Annotated in this window: 17 protein-coding genes; 6 read left to right on the forward strand and 11 right to left on the reverse strand. The window is 30.4% G+C overall.

Features of this window, described 5'->3' with window-relative positions; translation table 11 throughout:
- Positions 1-466: 466 nt before the first annotated feature.
- The 3 genes from KV700_RS03010 to KV700_RS03020 are packed head-to-tail and all read left to right on the forward strand — an operon-like array spanning position 467 to position 7317.
- A complete protein-coding gene (locus tag KV700_RS03010; RefSeq protein ID WP_218599099.1) occupies positions 467-3799 on the forward strand; it encodes a DUF2126 domain-containing protein in 3333 nt (1110 codons plus the stop codon).
- 25 nt (positions 3800-3824) lie between these two features.
- Positions 3825-6395 (forward strand): circularly permuted type 2 ATP-grasp protein, encoded by a 2571-nt coding sequence (locus KV700_RS03015; protein WP_218599100.1) that lies wholly within the window; start codon positions 3825-3827, stop codon positions 6393-6395.
- A gap of 1 nt (position 6396) precedes the next feature.
- Positions 6397-7317, forward strand: coding sequence for a transglutaminase family protein (locus tag KV700_RS03020; protein WP_166387406.1), 921 nt, complete (start codon positions 6397-6399; stop codon positions 7315-7317).
- Between the two features lie 108 nt (positions 7318-7425).
- Here the strand turns inward: KV700_RS03020 and KV700_RS03025 are convergent, their stop codons facing one another.
- Together KV700_RS03025 and KV700_RS03030 are read right to left on the reverse strand one after the other, a co-directional pair.
- Complete coding sequence (locus tag KV700_RS03025) at positions 7426-8439, reverse strand: alpha-E domain-containing protein (protein WP_218599101.1); 1014 nt, start codon at positions 8437-8439, stop codon at positions 7426-7428.
- 6 nt (positions 8440-8445) lie between these two features.
- The gene (locus tag KV700_RS03030; RefSeq protein ID WP_166387410.1) at positions 8446-9912 is read right to left on the reverse strand and encodes a circularly permuted type 2 ATP-grasp protein; all 1467 of its coding nucleotides are present in this window, start codon (positions 9910-9912) and stop codon (positions 8446-8448) included.
- 461 nt (positions 9913-10373) lie between these two features.
- Here KV700_RS03030 and KV700_RS03035 point away from each other — a divergent pair, with 461 nt between their 5' ends.
- The gene (locus tag KV700_RS03035; protein WP_218599102.1) at positions 10374-11273 is read left to right on the forward strand and encodes an EamA family transporter; all 900 of its coding nucleotides are present in this window, start codon (positions 10374-10376) and stop codon (positions 11271-11273) included.
- Between the two features lie 165 nt (positions 11274-11438).
- On the opposite strand, the gene KV700_RS03040 is transcribed toward KV700_RS03035, so the two are convergent.
- The 4 genes from KV700_RS03040 to KV700_RS03055 form a co-directional block, all read right to left on the reverse strand.
- Positions 11439-12329: a carbohydrate kinase gene (locus tag KV700_RS03040; protein ID WP_218599103.1), complete on the reverse strand. Its 891-nt coding sequence runs from the start codon at positions 12327-12329 to the stop codon at positions 11439-11441.
- A complete protein-coding gene (locus KV700_RS03045; protein ID WP_218599105.1) occupies positions 12330-13829 on the reverse strand; it encodes a mannitol dehydrogenase family protein in 1500 nt (499 codons plus the stop codon).
- A 7-nt stretch (positions 13830-13836) separates the two neighbouring features.
- The gene (locus KV700_RS03050) at positions 13837-15552 is read right to left on the reverse strand and encodes a cytosine permease (protein ID WP_166387418.1); all 1716 of its coding nucleotides are present in this window, start codon (positions 15550-15552) and stop codon (positions 13837-13839) included.
- An 85-nt stretch (positions 15553-15637) separates the two neighbouring features.
- On the reverse strand, positions 15638-16498 hold the full coding sequence (locus KV700_RS03055; protein WP_254712962.1) for a hypothetical protein: 861 nt from the start codon (positions 16496-16498) through the stop codon (positions 15638-15640).
- Between the two features lie 303 nt (positions 16499-16801).
- Between KV700_RS03055 and KV700_RS03060 the strand changes: the two genes are divergently transcribed.
- Both KV700_RS03060 and hxpB read left to right on the forward strand, forming a co-directional pair.
- Positions 16802-17539 (forward strand): NUDIX domain-containing protein, encoded by a 738-nt coding sequence (locus tag KV700_RS03060; protein ID WP_218599106.1) that lies wholly within the window; start codon positions 16802-16804, stop codon positions 17537-17539.
- Positions 17539-18189, forward strand: a complete 651-nt coding sequence (gene hxpB / locus KV700_RS03065; protein ID WP_218599109.1) for a hexitol phosphatase HxpB — start codon at positions 17539-17541, stop codon at positions 18187-18189. The genes KV700_RS03060 and hxpB overlap by 1 nt, the downstream gene beginning before the upstream one ends.
- Positions 18190-18560: 371 nt before the next feature.
- Here the strand turns inward: hxpB and fabG are convergent, their stop codons facing one another.
- The 5 genes from fabG to lpxA all read right to left on the reverse strand — a co-directional run bounded on the left by fabG (position 18561) and on the right by lpxA (position 22903).
- Positions 18561-19304, reverse strand: a complete 744-nt coding sequence (gene fabG, locus KV700_RS03070; RefSeq protein ID WP_165731136.1) for a 3-oxoacyl-[acyl-carrier-protein] reductase — start codon at positions 19302-19304, stop codon at positions 18561-18563.
- A 115-nt stretch (positions 19305-19419) separates the two neighbouring features.
- Entirely contained in the window at positions 19420-20292 is an 873-nt protein-coding gene (gene sucD / locus KV700_RS03075; protein ID WP_218599111.1) for a succinate--CoA ligase subunit alpha, read from the reverse strand.
- A gap of 171 nt (positions 20293-20463) precedes the next feature.
- A complete protein-coding gene (locus KV700_RS03080) occupies positions 20464-21390 on the reverse strand; it encodes a UDP-3-O-(3-hydroxymyristoyl)glucosamine N-acyltransferase (RefSeq protein WP_218599113.1) in 927 nt (308 codons plus the stop codon).
- Positions 21391-21455: 65 nt separating this feature from the next.
- Complete coding sequence (efp, locus tag KV700_RS03085) at positions 21456-22022, reverse strand: elongation factor P (RefSeq protein WP_166387429.1); 567 nt, start codon at positions 22020-22022, stop codon at positions 21456-21458.
- Positions 22023-22117: 95 nt separating this feature from the next.
- Positions 22118-22903: an acyl-ACP--UDP-N-acetylglucosamine O-acyltransferase gene (gene lpxA, locus KV700_RS03090; RefSeq protein WP_166387431.1), complete on the reverse strand. Its 786-nt coding sequence runs from the start codon at positions 22901-22903 to the stop codon at positions 22118-22120.
- Position 22904 lies beyond the last annotated feature (1 nt).

The raw sequence follows: 22904 nt of genomic DNA on the forward strand, positions 1-22904 counted from the left end.
TCTATATTTTATAATATGATAGTTGTCATATTCATAGATTATTACAACTTATTTTAAGTTAAATTAAGGAATTGAAAAAAATAGTGTTTTTGTTTATTTTCTAATTTTAAATTATATCTTTTAAGAAAGTAGGCAGATACTGTCCTTAAATTAACAAATTATCATTTTAATATTTTATTTATGCAAAAATTATTACAACGCTAATAAAAAGCAATAATATAGATGTATTAATAAGGATATTCTGTTGTTTTATTACTAAATTTATAAAAAATAAAAGTATTCTAAAACGATCTTAAAAATTGATTTATTATGAAGCTATAATGCTTTTTTGAATCTCTTTTTTATTGTAAATTTCAAGGTATTTAGAATAATAAATACCTAAATTTGCCGGCGTTTTTTTTCGCTTTAGTTTGAAAGGTTAAGTAAGGTTAACTAAGTAATTTGCACTCATAACATAAATGTATACATGGCATTAAAAATCGTAATATCACACAAGACAACTTATAAATATGATAGAAAAGTATCATTATCTCCTCATATTTTTAGGCTAAGACCAGCACCTCACTCCAGAACACCTATAGAATCTTATTCTATTAAAATTACGCCAGAAGAGCAATTCTTTAACTGGCAACAAGATCCTTTTGGAAATTATGTAGCGCGTTTGGTTTTTCCTGAGAAAACAGATGAAATGTCTATTGATGTTGAGATTATAGCCGATTTAAAAACGATCAATCCTTTTGATTTCTTTATTGAAGAGTATGCAGAAGAATATCCTTTTGTGTATACAGAAACTGTAAAAAAAGAATTACAACCTTATTTAGAAATTACAGATAAGGGGAAGCTTTTAGAAGAGTTTATAAAAACATTAGATTATACGCCAAGAAAAACCATTTATTTTCTAATTGATATCAATCAGAAAATTTATGAGTTTTTAAATTATAATATTAGAATGGATCCGGGTGTTCAAAGTTGTGAAGAAACTTTGGGGCAGAAAAACGGTTCTTGTAGAGATTATGCCTGGTTATTTGTACAGACTTTACGTCACTTAGGGTTTGGAGCACGTTTTGTTTCTGGTTATTTAGTACAATTAAAATCAGACGAAAAATCATTAGACGGTCCTTCTGGACCTGAAGAAGATTTTACAGACTTACATGCTTGGGCAGAAGTTTATTTACCAGGTGCTGGTTGGATTGGTTTCGATGCCACTTCTGGTCTTTTAGCAAGTGAAGGTCATATTCCGTTAGCCTGTACACCTTCTTTTGAAAGTGCCGCACCCGTTTCTGGAATGACAGATAAATGTGAAACTGAATTCTTTTTTGAAAACAAAGTAACTAGAATTTTAGAATCTCCAAGAGTTACAAAACCGTATACAGAAGAACAATGGGACGCTGTTTACAAACTTGGTAATAAAGTAGAAAAACAACTCGAAAAAGGAGATGTTCGTTTAACAATGGGTGGCGAACCTACCTTTATTTCTATTGATGATTTAGAGTCTCCGGAGTGGAATACTGCTGCAGATGGACCAAATAAAAGAAAACTAGCAGGCGATTTAACCAAAGGTTTGTATGATAAATTTGGTAACGGAGCTGTTTTACATCATGCACAAGGAAAATGGTATCCAGGAGAACCTTTACCAAGATGGCAAATAGAAATTTGCTGGCGTAAAGATGGTAGACCTATTTGGTACAATAAAAAGTTTTTATCCAGCTATGCTGATAATCCTATTGTTCCAGAAAATTCTGATAAATTATTTTTAGAAACACTTTCTAAGTATTTACGTGTTTCTACAGAACATATTCTTCCTAGTTACGAAGACCCATTTTATCATTTATGGGAACAAGGAAATTTACCGATAGATATAGATCCTGCAAAGGATAAAGACGGTTCTTTAGCACGTAAAAAATTACATGAAATTTATGAAAAAGGCGCATCTACACCTGTTGGTCATTTACTGCCTTTAAATAAAACAGAAGATAAATGGTTTACAAGTGCTTGGACTTTTAGAAGACAGCATATCTTTTTAACTCCAGGGAATTCTCCTATGGGATTAAGATTGCCTTTAGATTCATTAATGGAAAAACCAGAACATGAGGTTTTTCCTATTTATGAACCAGATTTGTTTTCTAAAAAGAAACGCTTACCTAGTTTTAAAAATATTGTAAAGAAAAGGTATCAAGAATTTTTAGATTATGGTTTAGAATTAAATCAACCTAACTATTTTGTACGTACTGCACTTTGTGCCGAAATTAGAGAAGGTAAATTATATTTATTTTTACCGCCTTTAGAAACGGCAGAAATGTTTTTAGATTTAATTGCTGCCATAGAACTTACCGCAAGAGAATTAAATGTACCTGTTATTATGGAAGGTTATGAACCGCCAAAAGATAACAGATTAGAGTCTCTTAAAATAACACCAGATCCTGCTGTTATTGAGGTGAATGTACATCCGGTTACCAACTGGCAAGATTTGTGTAAAAACACATTTACTTTTTATGATGAAGCTAAAAAAGCAAGATTAGGTACAGAAAAGTTTATGTTAGATGGTAAACACACCGGAACTGGTGGTGGAAACCATGTAACTTTAGGAGGTACAAGTCCTGCAGATAGTCCTTTATTACGTAAACCAAGTTTGTTACGTAGTTTATTAACATTCTGGCAACATCACCCAGGTTTAACGTACTTATTTTCTGGTTCTTTTGTGGGACCAACAAGTCAGGCGCCAAGAGTAGATGAAGCTCGTTTAGACAACTTATACGAATTAGAAATTGCTTTTAATCAAATTCCGAAAGATGGCGAAGTTCCTTTTTGGTTAACAGATAGATTGTTTAGACATTTATTAACCGATTTAACAGGAAACACGCACAGAGCAGAGTTTTGTATTGATAAATTATACTCTCCAGATTCTTCTACAGGAAGATTAGGTATTTTAGAATTACGTGGATTTGATATGCCACCGCACCCAAAAATGAGTTTGGTACAAATGCTACTCGTTAGAACTTTGGTTGCTTGGTTCTGGAAAAAACCTTACGAACATAATTTAGTTCGTTGGGGAACAGAATTACATGATAAATTTTTAATAGAACATTACGTAAGAGAAGACATTAAAGATATTGTTGACCAATTAAATAAAGCAGGTTACGAATTTAAAGAAGATTGGTTCGATCCATTTTTCGAATTTAGATTCCCATTACATGGGATGGTAGACATTAATAATATTCATTTAGAATTAAGAGCAGGTATAGAACCTTGGAATGTTTTAGGTGAAGAAATGACTGGTGGAGGAACTGCAAGATATGTAGATTCTTCATTGGAAAGATTACAAGTAAAAGTTTCTAATTTTAACGAAGACCGTTTTGCATTAAGTTGTAACGGCGTTAAGGTACAATTAAATAAAACAGGTGTTCATGGAGAATATGTAGCAGGTGTTCGTTATAAAGCTTGGGATCCGTTTTCTGCTTTACACCCAACAATTCCGGTAGATACTCCACTTGTTTTTGATATTGTAGATACTTGGAATAAACGTTCTATTGGAGGTTGTACTTATTTTGTTGCGCATCCAGGAGGAAGATCTTATGATGAATATCCAGTAAATAGTTATGAAGCAGAATCGAGACGAATTAATCGTTTCTGGGAGTTTGGACATACACAAGGTGAAATTGATCCTGTGGAAAGTATCAACCCAAATACAGAAAGCACTAGTAGAAGTGTAGAAACCAACAGTAGTTCTAAGCGATTTAAGTTTAAAGAATTACCTGTTAATTTTGAATTTCCTTACACCCTAGATTTAAGAAAAAAGTAAGGATTTTTTTTAGGCAGCATGAAATATGACGATAGAAGAAAGTAAAATTGAAAAGACAATCTTACACGATTATTTTTTAAATAAAAGTAAATATGATGAACTATTAATTTCTAAAATGGAAGAGACATCTGATTGGAAAGTTTTATTAGACAATTTACAAAAAATTGGACCCAAAAAATTAGCTTCTAAACAAGCTGATATAGACTGGCTATTGGCAGAAAATGGTGTTACCTATAATGTTTATAACGATCCTAAAGGGTTAAATAGACCCTGGAATTTAAACGTAGTTCCGTTTATAATTCATCAAAGTGAATGGAGTGAAGTTGAAAGAGGAATTCAACAAAGATCTGAAATATTAAACCTAATTTTAAAAGATTTATACGGAAAACGTGAATTACTTAAAAACGGAATTATTCCGCCAGAAGTAATTTACGCACATCGTGGTTTTTTACGTTCTTGTGATCAAATTGAATATAAAACACCTAAACAATTACTGGTACATGCAGTAGATTTAGCGAGAGGTCCAGACGGACGTATGTGGGTTGTAAATGACAGAACACAAGCACCTTCTGGAATGGGATATGCTTTAGAAAATAGATTTTCTACCACTAAAATTATTCCTGAAATATATAAGGATGTAAACGTTAGACAACCCTCTACCTTTTTTAATGATTTTAATAAATTATTGCTTAACGTAGCTCCGTCTAATAAAGAGAACCCAATGGTGGTTATTTTAACACCTGGGCCACATAATGAAACGTATTTTGAACATTCCTATTTATCTTCATTTTTAGGTCATCCTTTGGTAAAAGGAAATGATTTAGTGGTAAGACATGGTAAAGTTTGGTTAAAATCGTTAAAAGGTTTAAAGCAAGTAGATGTTATTTTACGACGTGTAGATGACAGTTTTATGGATCCTTTAGAATTAAGAGAAGATTCTTATTTAGGAGTTGCTGGTTTATTAGAGGTTGTACGTTTACAAAATGTTGCCATTGTAAATCCTATTGGAAGTGGTGTTTTAGAAAACCCTGCTTTAATTCCGTTTATGGAGAATATTTGCAAATTTTTCTTGAAAGAAAAGTTAATTCTACCTCAAATTGCTTCTTGGTGGTGCGGACAAGAAAAAGAAAGAAAACATGTTTTAGAAGATTTACCTTCTTATGTAGTAAAAAGAATAGACAGATCGCATAGAGAACATATCTATTTCTGTGAGTTTTTAAGCAAAGAAGAATTAAAGGAACTAAAAGCTGAAATTTTAGAAAACCCAAATAGATTTGTAGCACAAGAAAAAATATCTTTTTCTACAGCTCCTAATTTTATTGATGATAAATTAGAACCTCGTAAAATTGTGTGTAGGACTTTTTCTATAGCAAAACAAGATAGTTATAGCGTTATGCCTGGTGGTTTAGTTAGAGTTGCCACAGAACGTGAAGAGCTTTTTGTATCTAATCAGCGAGGAGGAACTAGTAAAGATTTTTGGATTGTTAGTGATAAAAAACAAAATTACTTACAAAACTATTCTTGGAATAAGAGCGTTTCCAATCAGGCAGAAAGTATTAATGACGTACCTAGTAATACTGCCGAAAACCTATATTGGTCTGGTAGATATTTGGGTCGAACTTTATTTACAGCAAGGTATTTACGTATGGTTTTAAACCAAATGACGCATGTACAATATAATGATGAAAGAAAATCTGAATCTGAAAGTTTAAAAATATTATTTCAATCTATTACAAACATTACTTCTACGTTTCCTGGTTTTACAGGAGAAAATGAAGAAGAAGCATTAAAGAATCCTCTTAAAGAATTAAAGTCGCTTACTTTAGATAACCAAAGAATTGGAGGTTTTGCGCAATCTATGCAGAGTTTTAACAACTCTTATTATTCTCTTAGAAACCTATGGTCTAAAGATATGTGGCGTGTTTTTGATGGAATTCAGAAACAACTTACAAAACTTAAAGAAGAAAAGGTTTACACTATTTCTACTTTATCTAAGTTCTTTGATAAAATAATTACAAGATTGATTGCTTTTATGGCTTTGTCAGAAGAAAGTATATTAGTAAGACAAGGACTTCTACTCTACTTTATTGGTTTGCAAATAGAACAAGCATCTATGACTATAGAGAAATTTAGGTCTTTAATTATTGTAAATTATAATGAGGAATTAGAGTATGAAGTTTTAGAATCACTTTTAAATAGTCACGAAAGTTTAAACATTTATAGATACAGTTACAAGTCTTATCTAAGTATAGAAAACGTCTTAAAGTTATTACTTTTAGATAAAGAATATTCTAGATCTTTAATGTATCAAGTAAAAAGGATTAAGAAAGATATTGATAAGTTACCGAATACAAGTACATCTGTAGAAATGACTATTTGTCAAAAAAACATTAATACGGTAATTCAAAAAATTGAAAGTTTATCGCTAGAAGAAATTCTAGAAATTGATGAAGCATCTAATATGCGTAAAAAGTTAGACAACTTACTGTCTGATTTAAGTGATTTATTACACTTAACATCTTTATCTGTTTCAGACACTTACTTTAACCACTCTCAGCAACAAAAACAGTTGGTAGATAGAAAAATTTCTAATTAATATGATTTTTGATCTTTGGCACAAAACAAAATATAGTTATGAAAACGGTGCTTCCTTTTGTCATAATATAACCACTTTAAAGCCTAAAAGTTTTAAAGGACAAACTGTTTTAGAGTATGCGTTAGAAATTAGTCCAGAACCTACTGATATTTCAGAAAGACTCGATTTTTTTGGAAATACGGTTACTCGTTTTTCTATTCAGCAAAGTCATGAAGAACTAGTTGTTATTGCACGTAGTAAAGTTTCTAGAGATTATGATATACAAATAGAAGGACAAAATTTAACTGAAGGAAAAAAAGTTACTATAGAAGAAGCGCTTAAATTATTAAAAGGAACACAACCAGACATTATTGAAGCGAGACAATTTGTTTTAGGATCTCCTTTAATTTCGGATATGAGTGCTGTAATTAAAGAATATGCATTGGTTTCTTTTAAACCAGAAAGATCTTTGTATGAAGCTTCTTACGAGTTAATGCAACGAATTTTTACAGATTTCGATTTTGTTTCTGGCTTTACAAACATTGCAACGCCATTAAAAGTAGTAATGAAAGAGAAAAAAGGTGTTTGTCAAGATTTTGCTCAAATAGCTATTGCTTGTGTTAGGTCTATGGGATTACCTGCCAGATATGTTAGTGGCTACATAGAAACACTGCCACCAGAAGGAAAAGAAAAACTGATTGGTACTGATGCTTCTCATGCATGGTTTTCTGTATTTATCCCAACCCTAGGTTGGATAGATTTTGACCCAACCAACAACCAAATACCAAAAAACCAACATATAGTTGTTGCTCACGGTAGAGATTATTATGATGTTCCGCCATTAAAAGGAGTTATTTATAGTACTGGTAAAAGTAAAATGGATGTAGCTGTAGATTTAAGACCTGCCAAAAATCATCAAAGTCAAAGCCAGAGTCAGTCTTAAACTTTAAAAAAAATAAAACTAAATAATAAACCTCAAAGCTTGTAAAAACTTTGAGGTTTATTGTTTTAAATTATTCACTTAAATAGACAATTATTTCTTTTGTGAGATTTATTGCTTTTGAGTTTGTTTTTTTACTTCAGGAGCCACTTTAACATCTGGTTTAATTATAGCATCTGAAATATTAAAGTAATTCTCTTCTAGTTTATCTGCAATTAAAACTAAATGCTCAATTAAATCTGCAATAAATTCTTCTATATTATCTTCAATATCCGTAATGAGTTTATACTCAAATTCAGCCTTCATTTTACCAATTAAAAAAGCCGCAGAATCATCTTTTATTTGTCTGTTTTTAGAAATAATACAGATGTATTTGTAAATTTGATACAAACAACTTTTTATAGATCTTGGGCATTTTCCGTTTAAAATAATAAACTCTAATGTAGTTTTTCTAGAAGGTGTTTTTTTATAGAAACTACGCATCATATCATGTGTAGATACGCATTTTAAAAGCGTTGACCATTGATAACTGCTATCTATAGCATCTCCATAGATTTCTTTAGCTGCCGCGACATCACTTAATTTAGAATTAATAATTCTAGATACTTGTATGGCTCTTTCTAAATAAACACCAAGCATAATAATGGCGTATACTTCATCATGTAAAAGTGTACTTTTAATTTTACTTCTTACTTCTGAAGCAGATTGTGTTACCATAGAAGTAAACTCGTACAAACCACTTTTTACAAATTTCTCTATAGGATATCCTTTATAACTATGATTAATTCTATTGATACATTCAAATAATTCTGTAGAAATTAAATCTCTAGAGCTTCTTGCATTTTCATGCGCATTAATAAAGGTATTTACAATAGAATACGGTTGCTCTAAATTTAGACCAACATTAAATAAAACAGCTTCTTCTTCTAATGTAATATCTGCATCTATAATTTCGTTTGCAGACATGTACATTACAGATCTTAATACAAATTGTCTAGATTGAGATAATTCATCTGGTGCATCTAAAGAAGAAAAGTAATTGACGTTTAAAAACCTTGCCAAGTGCTCTGAACGTTCAATATATCTTCCCATCCAAAAAAGGTTATTGGCTACTCTTGCTAACATATTTCTTTATTTTTTTAAAACCCAAGTGTCTTTTGAGCCTCCACCTTGAGATGAATTTACTATTAAATTTCCTTTTTTAAGCGCAACTCTAGACAAACCTCCTTTTAATACAAAATCGGTATCTTTTCCTAATAAAGTAAACGTTCTTAAATCTACGTGTCTAGATTCGAAAGACTCATTTTCATCTATATACGTTGGGTGTGTAGATAATGACATTATAGGCTGAGCAATGTATTTTCTAGGTGCTGCTAAAATTGTTTTCTTAACAGTTTCTATTTCTTCTTTTGTTAGTTTACTTCCAATAGAGATTCCATATCCACCAGATTCATCTACAGGTTTTACAACCAATTTATCAATGTTTTCTAACACATATTTTAACTCATCTTTTCTACTACAATGGTAGGTATGTACGTTATTTAGAATTGGTTCTTCATCTAAATAATATTTAATAATTTCTGGCATATAGGTATACACCGCTTTATCATCTGCAACACCTGTACCAGGAGCATTTACTAAAGTAACATTTCCTTTTTGATACACAGAAAATAAACCAGGAACGCCCAACATAGAATCTTTTTTAAAGACTAAAGGATCTATAAATAAATCATCTACTCTTCTGTAAATAACATCTACTTTTTCTGGTCCATAAATAGTTCTCATATACACAAAACCATTTTCTACAAATAAATCTCTTCCTTCTACTAAAACAACTCCCATTTGTTTTGCAAGAAATGAATGCTCGTAATAAGCAGAATTATAAACGCCAGGTGTAATAATAACACAAACAGGAGCATCTACTCCGTTTGGTTTTACAGATTCCATAGTATCTAATAACTTAGAACCATAATCTACAACCGTATGTGCGTTATATTGATTAAAAACACCAAACAATGCATGTTTTACAGCATTTCTATTCCCAATAACATAACTAACACCAGAAGGACATCTAATATTATCTTCTAGAACATAATATTTACCATCTGAATGTTTTATTAAATCTGTACCCGAAATATGATTATAAATGCCTCCAGGAGGATCTAAACCTATCATTTCTGGTAAAAAATTGGCAGATGACTTTATTAAATCTTCCGGTACAATACCTTGTTTTATAATTTTTTGATCATGATAAACATCCCAAAGGAAAAGATTTAAAGCTTTACTTCTCTGTAAAACTCCTTTTTCTATGGTAGTCCATTCTTCATTATTAATAATTCTTGGAAATAAATCAAAAGGGAAAATTTTCTCTTTTACCTCCTTATCTCCATATACCTGAAATGTAATTCCTAGATTAAAAAAAGAATCTTTTGCTTGCTTATTTAAACGATCAAACTCTGTAACAGAATAAGAACCAAACAAATTATATAAGGTTTTATAAACCTCTCTTATTTCATTATTTTTCTTAAAAAGCTCATCATAAAATCTGGAATCTAATTCGTAAGTTGAAAATAGCGGTAATGTTGTAGTTTCTTTCAAATCTTATAATTTTTTAGTAAATATAAATTACTTTTATGAAAAAAGCAATCATTTTTAAAATATGTTGTGGTTATTGTAATAATAATTTTATTTCGTTTAATTAATTACAGTAATCGTAAAAATTCATTATCATATTTTTAATTAAATAATTTTTAAAATTTAATTCCTCTCCTATTTTTAGTCAAAAAAATTAAATGAATTATAAAAATGATTAAAAGCTACATTAAAAAGATAAATTACTTTTTTATATGTTTCCTTTAAACACCTACAAAAGGTAACACTATTTATTCTAAAAGAGAAATAAAAGGTATTATTAATAAAATAAATTAAAAGGCATCATTTTTATAACCTTAATTAAAATAATATATATCAACTAATTAAATACATTTTCTGTCTTTTAAATAAAATAACAACGATTAAAAGTCTCGTATTTTTTTCATTCTAGTATCTTCGCGCGCATTATGTGGATGTACTTAGGACTTTTAGCGGCTTTATTTTTAGGATTACACAATTTATGTAAAAAACATGCCGTACAAGGCAATGAAGTATTTCCTGTTTTATTAGGAACAATTTCTGCTGGTTTTTTATTGATACTTCCTTTCTATTTAGGTTCTGTTTGGAACCCTGGTTACATGGAAAAAATAGGCTTTTATATCAATAGTATTCCATGGAGTACACATGGGTTTATTTTTATAAAATCGATGATTATGGCTGCCTCTTGGGTTTTGGCTTACCAAGCATTAAAACATTTACCAATAACAATTGTTACTCCCATAAGATCTGCAGGACCTTTTTTTACCTTTATAGGTGCTATTTTAATTTATGATGAAAAACCAAACTCATTGCAATGGATTGGTTTCTTCCTTATTATACTATCGGTCTTATTGTATTCTAAAATAGGAAAAAAAGAGGGTATCAACTTTAAAAGAAATAAATGGATTTTTGCCATTATTGGTGCAACCTTTTTAGGTGCTTCTAGTGGTTTGTATGATAAGTTTTTAATTCAGACTTTAACATTAAACCCACAAACATTACAATTTTGGTTTTGCTTTTACACCATTCTTATTTTGTTTATTATTTTATCGATCACTTGGTTTCCTTATGCTGATAAAAGAAAAGCCTTTAAATGGCGATGGTCTATACCAGCAGTAGGTGTTTTATTACAAACAGCAGATTATTTTTATTTTAAAGCTCTACAAGATCCTGATGCTTTAATTATGCTATTATCGGCTATAAAAAGGAGTCAGATTATAATTGCCGTTGTAGTTGGAGGACTTATTTTTAAGGAACAAAATAAACGTAAAAAGTTGGTTCCTTTATTCGGAATTATGTTGGGTGTATTCTTAATTTTGTATTCATAAACAAAAAAAGAGATTGTCTAAAAAGTAGTTTTTTTGTCAATCTGAATTTATTTCAGATTCTTATGAGTTTTGGATTTCAGTAAGTTGAGATACTGAAACAAGTTCAGTATGACAAGATTTAACTCTTTTTAGACAACTTCTTTTCATATATAAAGCATTTTATTTTTACAGAGTCTTTTGCTTCATAAAATCTAGAATATCGCTTTCTTTAATTTCAGGATTTGCACCTTCACTATTTGCAACTATTGCACCTACAGCACAAGCAAAATCTAATGCTTCTTGTGGCGCAACACCTTTTAATAGTTTATTAATTAAAGAAGCTAAAAAAGAATCTCCTGCTCCAACAGTGTCTACAACTTGTACTTTATAACCTTCATTATAATAGAATACATTATTATAATAAACTATTGCTCCTGCCCCACCTTTAGTAACACAAATAGATTTTGTACTTGTAGTTTCTGCTATAAATTGAATGTTCTCTTCTAAAGAAGTTGAATTAAAATTTAATGCCTTTGAAATTTCAATAATTTCATCATCATTAAATTTAATAAAACTAGCCTCATTCATCAAGTAACTTAAACGCTCTATGTTATAATAAGGTGCCCTAAGATTTACATCAAAAATTTTATATTTTGCTATTTTTAAAAGTTCATATAATGTATTTCTAGACACTTCATTTCTAGCCACTAAACTACCATAAACAAAAGCGTCTGAAACTTTTACTATTTTCTTTGCACTTTCTGTTAATTCTATTTGATCCCAAGCTCTTGGAAACATAATATCATAAGAAGCACAACCATTGTCATCTAATAAAACTTTTACTTTTCCTGTTTTTAGTTCTTCATCTATTTGTAACGTTACTTTATTAACGTTATTCTCTTTAATAAAATCCTTAATTTTTTGACCATTATCATCTTCACCAACCTTAGTGATTATATATACATTATTTTCTAAAGACTGTAATCTTACTGCAACGTTTAAAGGAGCTCCTCCTATTTTTTTATGCGTTGGAAACACATCCCAAAGCACTTCGCCAAAACATGTAATATTTGCCATCTAAATTTCATTTAAAATAGTACTATTAATATCTTTCACAGACTTCTCTATACCGTTTTTAACAATATTCTGATACGCATCTGTATAAGCGTCCAAAAAGGTTTTAGTGTCTTTAAGTTGCCCAAAAATAGATTCTATTTCTAAAAAAACTGCTGGATTATTTCTTGATAAAATTGCTTTCTCAGTTAAAACAGCTTCCATAGCATCTTTAATTATTAATTGAGACCCATTTTCATTTACGCCAACACTATAAATAGCAAAAGCAGCAATGATAAAAGCAGCATGATTTACAGTTCTATTATTTTCTAACTGATTATAAACTGTAGGTAAAATAAAAATTGGAATTTTAGCAGAACTCTCAGAACAGATTCTTTCAATTTGATCTTTTATATAGGTGTTTCCGAATCTTTGGATTAATGAAAATTTATAATTTTTTAAATTCACACCTTCTAAATCTCCTAAAGTTGGTGTAACTTCATTCCCCATATATATTCTTAAAAAAGAACTGATATCTGCATCATTTGCAGCTTCATCAATAGTAGAATAACCATATAATGCACCTAAGATTCCTAATACAGAATGACCTGCATTTAGTAAACTTAACTTCATTTTTTCATACGGTATCACATCTTTTACAAACTGAGCGCCAACGTTTTCCCAAGCAGGTCTTCCAGCTGCAAAATCGTCTTCAATAACCCATTGTTTAAAAGGCTCACAAACTACTGGCCAACCATCATCAATACCAGAAGTTTCTTTTAATTTTTCGATATCTAATGCAGATGTTGCTGGTGTAATTCTATCTACCATTGCATTCGGAAACGATACATTTTCATCAATCCAAGATACTAAAGTTGGTGCTGCTACTTTTACATAGCTTAACAACATTTTTTCTGTCATGTGCCCGTTTCCTTGTATATTATCACAAGATTGAATAGTAACACCTTTTAAACCATTTTCTTTTCTTAATTTCAACGCTTGCGTTAAATATCCGAAAATAGTTTTAGGAGCATTCGGAGTTTCTAAATCGTGCTGAATTAAAGGATTCTCAAAATTGAATTCTCCTGTTGCTTCATTATAGTTATAACCTCCTTCTGTAATGGTTAAACTGATGATTTTTACATCTTCACTCGCCATTTTTTCAATAACTTTTATTGGACTTTCTGGTGCATATAAAACTTCTACCATAGAACCGATAATTTGTTTTGTTAACGAACCATCTAATTCTTTTATAATCAACGTATATAAACCGTCTTGCTCTTTTAGTATGTTATAAATTTTAGTATCAAAATCTAACAAAGCAACACCACAAATACCCCAATCTTTCTGAGCACCATCTTTTAATAATAAGTCCGTATAAAATGCTTCATGTGATCTATGAAAACCACCAATACCAACATGTACAATACCTGTTTTAATTTCGCTTCTATTATAAGTAGGAGAAGTTATTTTAGTACTAATTTCTGCTAAATTCTTTTGATTTAATTTAATTATATTTTCCATGATTTTATTATTTATTTAAAGAATTACCTCTTTTAAGTGCCCAAATTGATGTTACAAAATAGACTACAGTACATACAAATGCATAGGTGTAAAATAGTTCTCTATTTGCTATATATACTTTTTCTGTTTCACTACCAAATAACACAATACAGGCCAACACAAGGGTTATTGCTAATGAAAGTAATGAGATACCTTTTAATACCTTTGTAAATAATGATGTATCTACTATAAGTACTACTTCTTTTTGTGCCTTTATTTCTTGAAATTCATCTATGTGCGTATTTCTTACGCTCTCTTTTTCTTCTTCTTCTGGATATTTATCTTTTGCTCCATAACGTCCTGCTAAAAAAGTATAAATAAGTATTGTAAAAATCCAAGTTGGTATAAATAAATAGTAAAAAGACATTACATTTAAAATATTTAAACCAAAACCAAACAACAATCCTAATGCCCAAGAAGCAATGGCAGGAGTACTAAAGGTTAAATTACGATAATGAGACCAATAACGCGTATACCCTATTTTAGGGAAAATTTGATGCTCTGCAAAAACAATACTACCAACTGGTACAACTAATAAACCTGCATACGTTAATAACGGAAGCATTTGAGAAAACACAAACGGAAAACAAGCGACTACCATAGTTACTAAACCAACAACTATAGTTGTCTTTTTTCTAGAATTTTTAGTGAAAATAGCTTGTGCAGCCAAACCAGCTCTATAAAGATTGGCAACAGCAGTCGTCCAACCAGCAACAATAACAATTACAAAACCAGACCAACCCAAAGCGTAATAAGCAACATCTCCCGGATCTAATTCTACGATAGATTTACCAATAATAACAGCTGCACCAGCTCCCATTATTCCTGCAGAGATCCAAGCAACAAAATGACCAAACATCATTCCTGTACTTGTTGTTAATCCGTAAGATTTCTTTTTAGCAAAACGAAATAAAGCCATATCAATAAGACCAAAGTGGGTAATTGAATTCGCTGCCCAAGCAAAACCGATAACTTCAAGTAATCCGATTCCTGGTTCTCCATCACTATTAAGTCCCGTCCAAATAGATTGATCTCCTAAATTTATAAGTTCCGTCCATCCATTTGGCAATGTTTCACCTAAAACATCTAAAGAAAGTGCTGGTAAAAGTATAAATGCACCACTAATAAACATCACAAATAACCAAGGCGCACAAATTGCCGAGAATTTAGAAACCGCTGTAAAACCATATATAGCAATTGCAACCACAACAATACCAACGAGTAAAACTATTAAAACAAACCAAAGATTTGTTGGATACCAATCTAGTTGTGCCGGAATATCAAAAGCAAACCGAACTGCTGTAGAAGATACGGTTATCATTGCCGCAGAAATGACTGTAAAAATAACAACATTTGCCCAATTATAGAGCTTTGTCATAGAGTCTCCAGCTATTTTATTAAGATAGGTATACAAACTCAATCTAGTATCTACAGCAATTGGAGATGTAATTAACGTCCAACTTAAAACAGCTAATATATTACCAATCAATAATCCTAAAATAATATCTTTTGTAGTTGCGCCTAAGGCAACAAACGTTGCACCAATTACAAATTCTGTGGCGGCAACATGTTCTGCAGCATACAAACCGGCAAAATGCGTCCAATTATGTAGTTTATTTTTAGCAATTGGTAATTGCTCTATTTCTAAGTCTTCGAACTGCTGATATTGATTGGGAGTTTCCATATGACGTTTATTTAAAGTTAGTTCTTTTTAATTTTAGTGATAATGTTATACATACTGTTGTAAATATTAAGTAATTATATATGTCTTAAAATAAAGTTAGATCTAATTGAAGTACTGTTTTTGCTTGTTCTGGATTCCACATTGCAGTAACTCCAATTGGTAAATTATAGTTGCCTATTTTAACATCTTTGTTAAATGTTGCTCCTACATTTATAATATTAGCTGCACTATCAGTATAAAATGTTTTATCCGTAGCAAAAGACCAAGCACTACCAGTAAATAAAGTTAAGCTAGCATCTCCTTTTTCCCAAACTTTACTATTCACTTCAAAATAATGTGTCCAAGAATTCTTTAAGCTACCATCTACTTGAACTTCATAATCTCCTGAACCTCCATTAATTATAGTTGCTAAATATAATAAAGTATTTGTAGTTATATTGTATCCAAAATTAATATCTACAAAATTGTAGCCTTGCGTTTTATCATAACTCCAAAATTTTAATTCATCTCCTCTTTCTTCTACACCTGTGTAATTGTTATGAGAAACTGCTTCTATAAAAAAACGATCAGAAAAACGATATTTGGTATAAATAGAAACTTCTTTATAAAAAGCACTTTCTGTTTTTCCTGTTGTAAAATTATCTACATCTATCGTAGAAAAACTTGCGCCTCCCCAAAGACCAAAAGTAAATTTCTTGTTTTTTGAATTGTATTCTAAACTCGTAGCAATCATTGCTCCAGGATGCACAACACTCCCATGCCATAAATGCATATTTTTAACATGTGCCCCAATACTAAAAGATTGATATTCGTCATTAACTAAATCGTTTTGAGCAATTGTATGTTGTACTGATATCAATAAAAATATATTTAAAAGTACGATAGAAACACTTCCCTTTTTAAGATAATAACTTACTGGTTTCTTTTCTTTGGATAATTGTCTCATTACTTATCTTTTAAATAGTTATAAATTTTAATAGGATACCTTTAAAATAAAACGTCATAATGACGTTTGATACGCAAATGTAAATAAAAAAATATTACAAAAACTAATAAAAAAGCAAAAAAATATCCTATATTAGCTTGAATGTATGTTAAATTGATATTACTAAAGCTAATTTTATCAGTAAAAACACATTATAAGGTAGTAGTAAAGTATTTTCTTAATTAGAAAAAAATTATACGTTATAAATACGTTTATTTTAAATAATTTAAAAAAAAAGATTAAATTTACATTAGAAATACAAATATGAGTAACAAGAAAATATCAAATATATCAGTAGATTGTGTTGTTTTTGGATATGATACAGATACCAAATCTTTAAATGTTTTATTAATAGAACGATATTTAGAATCAAAGTCTGAAAATAAAGTACTTGTTGATGATTATGTATTAACAGGGTATCACGTTTATGAAGATGAAACCTTAGATGACTCTGCTTCTAGAGTATTAAAGGAATTAACTGGACTTACCAATTTATATAAAAAACAATTTAGAGCTTTTGGTGACCCAAATAGATTGACGAATGAAAAAGATTTATTGTGGATTAAAAATGAAGCATTTAACTTAAGAACCATTACAATTGCTTATTATTTTTTACTAAAAACAGAAGATGTTGCTATCGAAAATAATAAATACAAGGCACAATGGTTTTCAATTAACGATTTACCAGAATTAGGTTTTGATCATAAACAAATCATTTTGGAAGCATATGAAGATTTAAAAACCAAATGCTTGCAGGAACCTATTATTTTTGAGTTATTGCCAGATAAATTTACCATAAATGACGTACAAGATTTATATCAATCTATATTAGCTATAGAAATAGATAATCGGAATTTTAGAAGAAAATTAATCAATAAAAAATATCTTGTACCTTTAGATGAAAAACAAGTTGGAGTTTCTAAAAAACCGGCACAATTGTATATGTTTAGCAAGGATATCTACAATAAAATGTTTCAAAAAAATTACTTAATCAACATTTAATGAAATTAAACACTTTTATTTTTGACATGGATGGAGTTATTATAGACTCTGAACCTTTTTGGCGACAAGCACAAATAAAAATTTTATCTACTTACAGTATTACGATTACTGTAGAAGATTGTATTAAAAACACGATGGGAAAAAGGATAGATGATGTTGCCTTAACTTGGTGTCAATTACATCAATTATCTATAAATCCCCAAATATTAGAAAAAGAAATTATTGCGGCTGTAGTCCAATTAATTACTGAAAAAGGAAAAGCAAAAAAAGGTTTATTCGAGTTGTTAGATTTTTTAACAGAAAACAACTTTAATATTGCCTTAGCAACATCATCTAGCAAACCTATTATCGATGCCGTTTTTAACAGATTGAATATTGCTTCTTATTTTAAAGTAGTTTGTAGTGCAGACGATGAAGAATACGGAAAACCGCATCCGGCTATTTATCTGAAAGCAGCAAAATTATTAAAAGTTCCTACTGGAAGTTGCTTGGTTTTAGAAGATAGTGTAACAGGTTTAATTGCAGCAAAATCTGCTAGTATGAATACTATTGTGATTCCTGAAGACAAAAATGATCCGAGATTTAAATTAGCCAATAACATTTATACTTCAATGCTAGATGTTGTTAATTATTTAAAAAACCTTTCATAGCAGACATTATACCAATTTAACTATTTAAAGTCGCTTTAAGTTTTTGACTGTTTATATATAAAAAAGAGATATCTGCCTGAACACTTTACCTTTAACTCAGCATAAGCTTTGTTAAAGACTTTAGTTTGGCTAATGAATATCCTTCGACAAGCTCAGGAAGACATTTAGATTTTAAATTGTTTTAGCGATAGCATAAAATTAAATTGGTATTAATTAGTTACTATTAAACCCAACAGAGAATATTTTAATATAAAATAAACGAATACCATAAAAATAGTTTCAATTCCCCAAATAGAGTTACCTAAAATTAGAGCATAAAAAAAGCTTCAATATAGTATTGAAGCTTTTTTATAATTTATAAAGTGTTTACTTTAGTTCATTCCTCCATCTACAGATAAAGTTTGCCCTGTAATATAAGCACTCATATCAGAAGCTAAAAACACACATGCATTTGCAATATCTATTGGCTGCCCTCCTCTTTTTAAAGGAATACCATCTCTCCAACTTTGCACTGTTGCTTCATCTAATTTTTCTGTCATTTCTGTTTCTATAAAACCAGGAGCAACTACGTTACTTCTAATATTTCTAGAACCTAACTCTAATGCAACTGATTTAGAAAAACCAACTATACCAGCTTTTGAAGCAGCATAATTTGTTTGACCAGCATTCCCTTTAATACCAACTACAGAACTCATATTAATAATAGAACCCGCTCTTTGTTTCATCATTGGGCGAATAACTGCTTTGGTTAAATTAAATACAGATTTTAAATTTACTTCAATTACTTTGTCAAAATCGTCTTCAGAAATACGCATTAACAAGTTGTCTTTTGTAATACCTGCGTTATTTACTAAAATATCTATAGCACCAAATTCTTTTAAAACCTCTTTAGCTAACTCTTGAGCAGCATCAAAATCTGCAGCATTAGATTGGTATCCTTTTGCAGAAACTCCAAATGCTTTTAATTCTTCTTCTAAAGCGTTTGCTGCATCTACAGAAGAACTGTAAGTAAAAGCCACATTTGCACCTTGTTTTGCAAATTCAATAGCAATTCCACGTCCAATACCTCTTGTTGCACCTGTAATGATAGCAGATTTATTTTCTAATAATTTCATATTAAGTCTTTATTTTTAAGACTGCAAAGATACTAAATTAAAAAAACTCGTAAAACAAAAATGTTTTACGAGTTTATATTTATTATATCTTAATATTACAGATAAAATTAGTTTTTTATTTTAAAACTTTTGCAATCATTTCACCAATTTTAGCTGGAGAACTCACAACATGAATTCCGTTTTCTGCTAAAATTTTCATTTTTGCTTGTGCTGTATCATCAGCTCCACCAACAATTGCACCTGCATGTCCCATTGTTCTTCCTGCTGGTGCAGTTTGACCTGCTATAAAACCAACAACTGGTTTTCTATTTCCATCCGCTTTAATCCATTGTGCAGCTTCTGCTTCAAGATTTCCACCAATTTCACCAATCATTACTATTGCTTCTGTTTCTGGATCATTCATTAATAACTCAACAGCTTCTTTTGTTGTAGTTCCAATAATTGGATCTCCACCAATACCAATTGCAGTAGTAATTCCGTACCCTTGTTTTACAACCTGGTCTGCAGCTTCATACGTTAAAGTTCCTGATTTAGAGACAATACCTACTTTACCTTTTTTAAAGATAAAACCTGGCATAATGCCAACTTTGGCTTCGTCTGGTGTAATTACACCTGGACAGTTAGGGCCAATTAATCTACAATCTCTATTATCGATGTATGCTTTTACTTTTACCATATCTGCCGTAGGAATTCCTTCTGTAATACAAATGATTACTTTAATTCCTGCATCTGCAGCTTCCATAATTGCATCTGCAGCAAATGCTGGTGGTACAAAAATAATAGACGTATCTGCTCCTACTTCATCTACAGATTCTTTTACTGTATTAAAAACAGGTTTTCCTAAATGCTCTTGACCTCCTTTTCCTGGAGTTACCCCTCCAACTACATTCGTTCCATAATCAATCATTTGACCAGCGTGAAAAGTACCTTCACTACCAGTAAAACCTTGAACAATAATTTTTGAATTTTTATTTACTAAAACACTCATTGGTTTGATATTTTATTTTGTTTCACAAAAATAGTTTATTGATAGTTTCTAAAAAAGGATTCAAACAAATTATTATTAATAAAAAAGTAATAATTATATGTTTTAACCGCTATTTTTTTAGAACAAGACAATCTTAATGTTTTTACGAGTTATAATTCTCGTAAAAAACATTTATGAACTTTTTCTATCTTTTAAAAAACGTTTTATTTCTGCCATTTCTTTTAATTTTTCTCTTGATTCTGAAACTGGAGTTCCGAAATAACTTTTTCCTCCTGCAACAGATTTTGTAACTCCTGTTTGACCAAGAATTATAGCACCTTTACCTATGGTAATTCCGCTATTTGTACCAACTTGTCCCCAAATTGTTACTTCATCTTCAATAATAACACAACCAGCAATACCTGTTTGCGAAGCTATTAAACATTTTTTTCCAATCTTAGTATCATGACCTACATGAACTTGATTGTCAATTTTTGTTCCTTTTCCAATAGTAGTATCTCCTGTAACACCTTTATCTATAGTACAAGATGCCCCTAAATCTACATTATCTTCTAAAACGACTCTACCTCCAGAAATTAATTTATCAAATCCTTCTGGTCTATTTTTATAATAAAAAGCATCTGCTCCTAACACTGTATTTGCATGAATGGTAACATTATTACCAATTACAGCATTATCATAAATAGTTACATTTGGATGAATAATACAGTTATTACCAACAGTAACATTGTTTCCTATAAATACATTTGGTTGAATAATTGTATTTTCTCCGATAATAGCAGTTTCAGAAATACTAACTTTAGATGCTATAAATGGATTAAAATACTTCGTTATTTTATTAAAATCACGAAAAGGATCGTCTGAAATTAATAAAGCTTTTCCTTCTGGGCATTCTACTTTTTTGTTGATTAAAATTGTAGTTGCTGCAGAATTTAACGCCTTGTCATAGTACTTAGGATGATCAACAAAAACAATATCTCCTTTTTCTACAACATGAATTTCATTGATTCCTAAAATCTCAAAATTTTTATCACCAATAAATTCTGTATTTATTAGCTGTGCTATTTGCTGAAGCGTTTGTGGATTTTTGAATTTCATTGTTAGCTCTTAACTTTTAGCTTTTAGCTCTTAGCGAAATGCCAAAAGCTAAAAGCCAATAGTGATTACTCTTTAATACGTTCTTGATACGTTCCTTTAGTCGTTTCTATCTTAATTTTATCTCCTTCATTAATAAATAAAGGTACATTTACAGATGCTCCTGTTTCTACTGTTGCAGGTTTTGTTGCATTTGTAGCTGTATTTCCTTTAACACCAGGTTCTGCATGAGTAACTTCTAAAATTACACTTGCTGGTAAATCTACAGATAGTGGCATATTATCTTCAGAATTGATGATAATTGTTACAATTTCTCCTTCTTTCATTAAACCAGGGTTATCTAAAGCTGCTTCTAACAAACGAATTTGTGTATAATCTGCTTCATTCATAAAATGGTAAAACTCACCATCATGATATAAAAACTGAAATTTATGAGTTTCTACTCTTACGTCATCAATTTTTCTTCCTGCAGGAAAAGTATTATCAACCACTTTACCGTTGGTAACACTTTTTAATTTTGTTCTAACAAATGCAGGTCCTTTACCAGGTTTAACATGTAAGAATTCTATAATTTTGTATATATCATTATTGTATCTAATACATAATCCGTTTCTAATATCTGATGTAGTTGCCATATTTTATTGTGCTGTTTGCCTTTAGCTATTTACCGTAGGCAATATTTGTTAATTTTAGTTTTAAGCTTTATAAACGATACTTTTAATATAGAAAATTAATTGGCTTTAAAATACCCTTTCATAATTCCCCTATGCGAATCTTTAATAAATTGTACTATTTCATCGCGTTCTGGAGTTGCTTCCATTTCTGCTTCAATAATATTTATTGCCTGAGTAGTGTTGTAATTTTTTTGAAATAAAATTCTATAAATATCTTGAACTTCTCTTATCTTTTCTGTTGTAAATCCTCTTCTTCTTAGTCCTACAGAATTAATCCCTACATAAGAAAGTGGCTCTCTTGCCGCTTTTACAAATGGCGGAACATCTTTTCTTACCAAAGAACCGCCTGTTACAAATGCGTGATTTCCTACAGATGCAAACTGGTGAACTGCCACCATACCTGCTAAAACAACATTGTCTCCAATAGTAACATGCCCTGCTAAGGTTGTATTGTTAGAAAAAATACAATTATCACCAACAAATGTATCATGTGCTATATGACAATATGCCATAATTAAACAATTGTCTCCAATTTTGGTTTTCATTCTATCTGAAGTACCTCTGTTTATGGTAACACATTCTCTAATAGTAACATTATTACCAATTTCTACAGTAGTTTCCTCATCATTAAATTTTAAATCTTGCGGAATTGCAGAAATTACTGCTCCTGGAAAAATTCTACAATTTTCACCAATTTTAGCACCTTCCATTATGGTTACGTTAGATCCAATCCAAGTTCCAGAACCAATGGTTACGTTATTATGAATGGTAGTAAAAGGTTCTATTACTACGTTTCTTGCTATTTTTGCTTGCGGATGTACATACGCTAAAGGTTGATTCATA

It is taken from the genome of Polaribacter sp. NJDZ03, from assembly GCF_019263805.1.
In the GTDB taxonomy this organism is placed as follows: domain Bacteria; phylum Bacteroidota; class Bacteroidia; order Flavobacteriales; family Flavobacteriaceae; genus Polaribacter.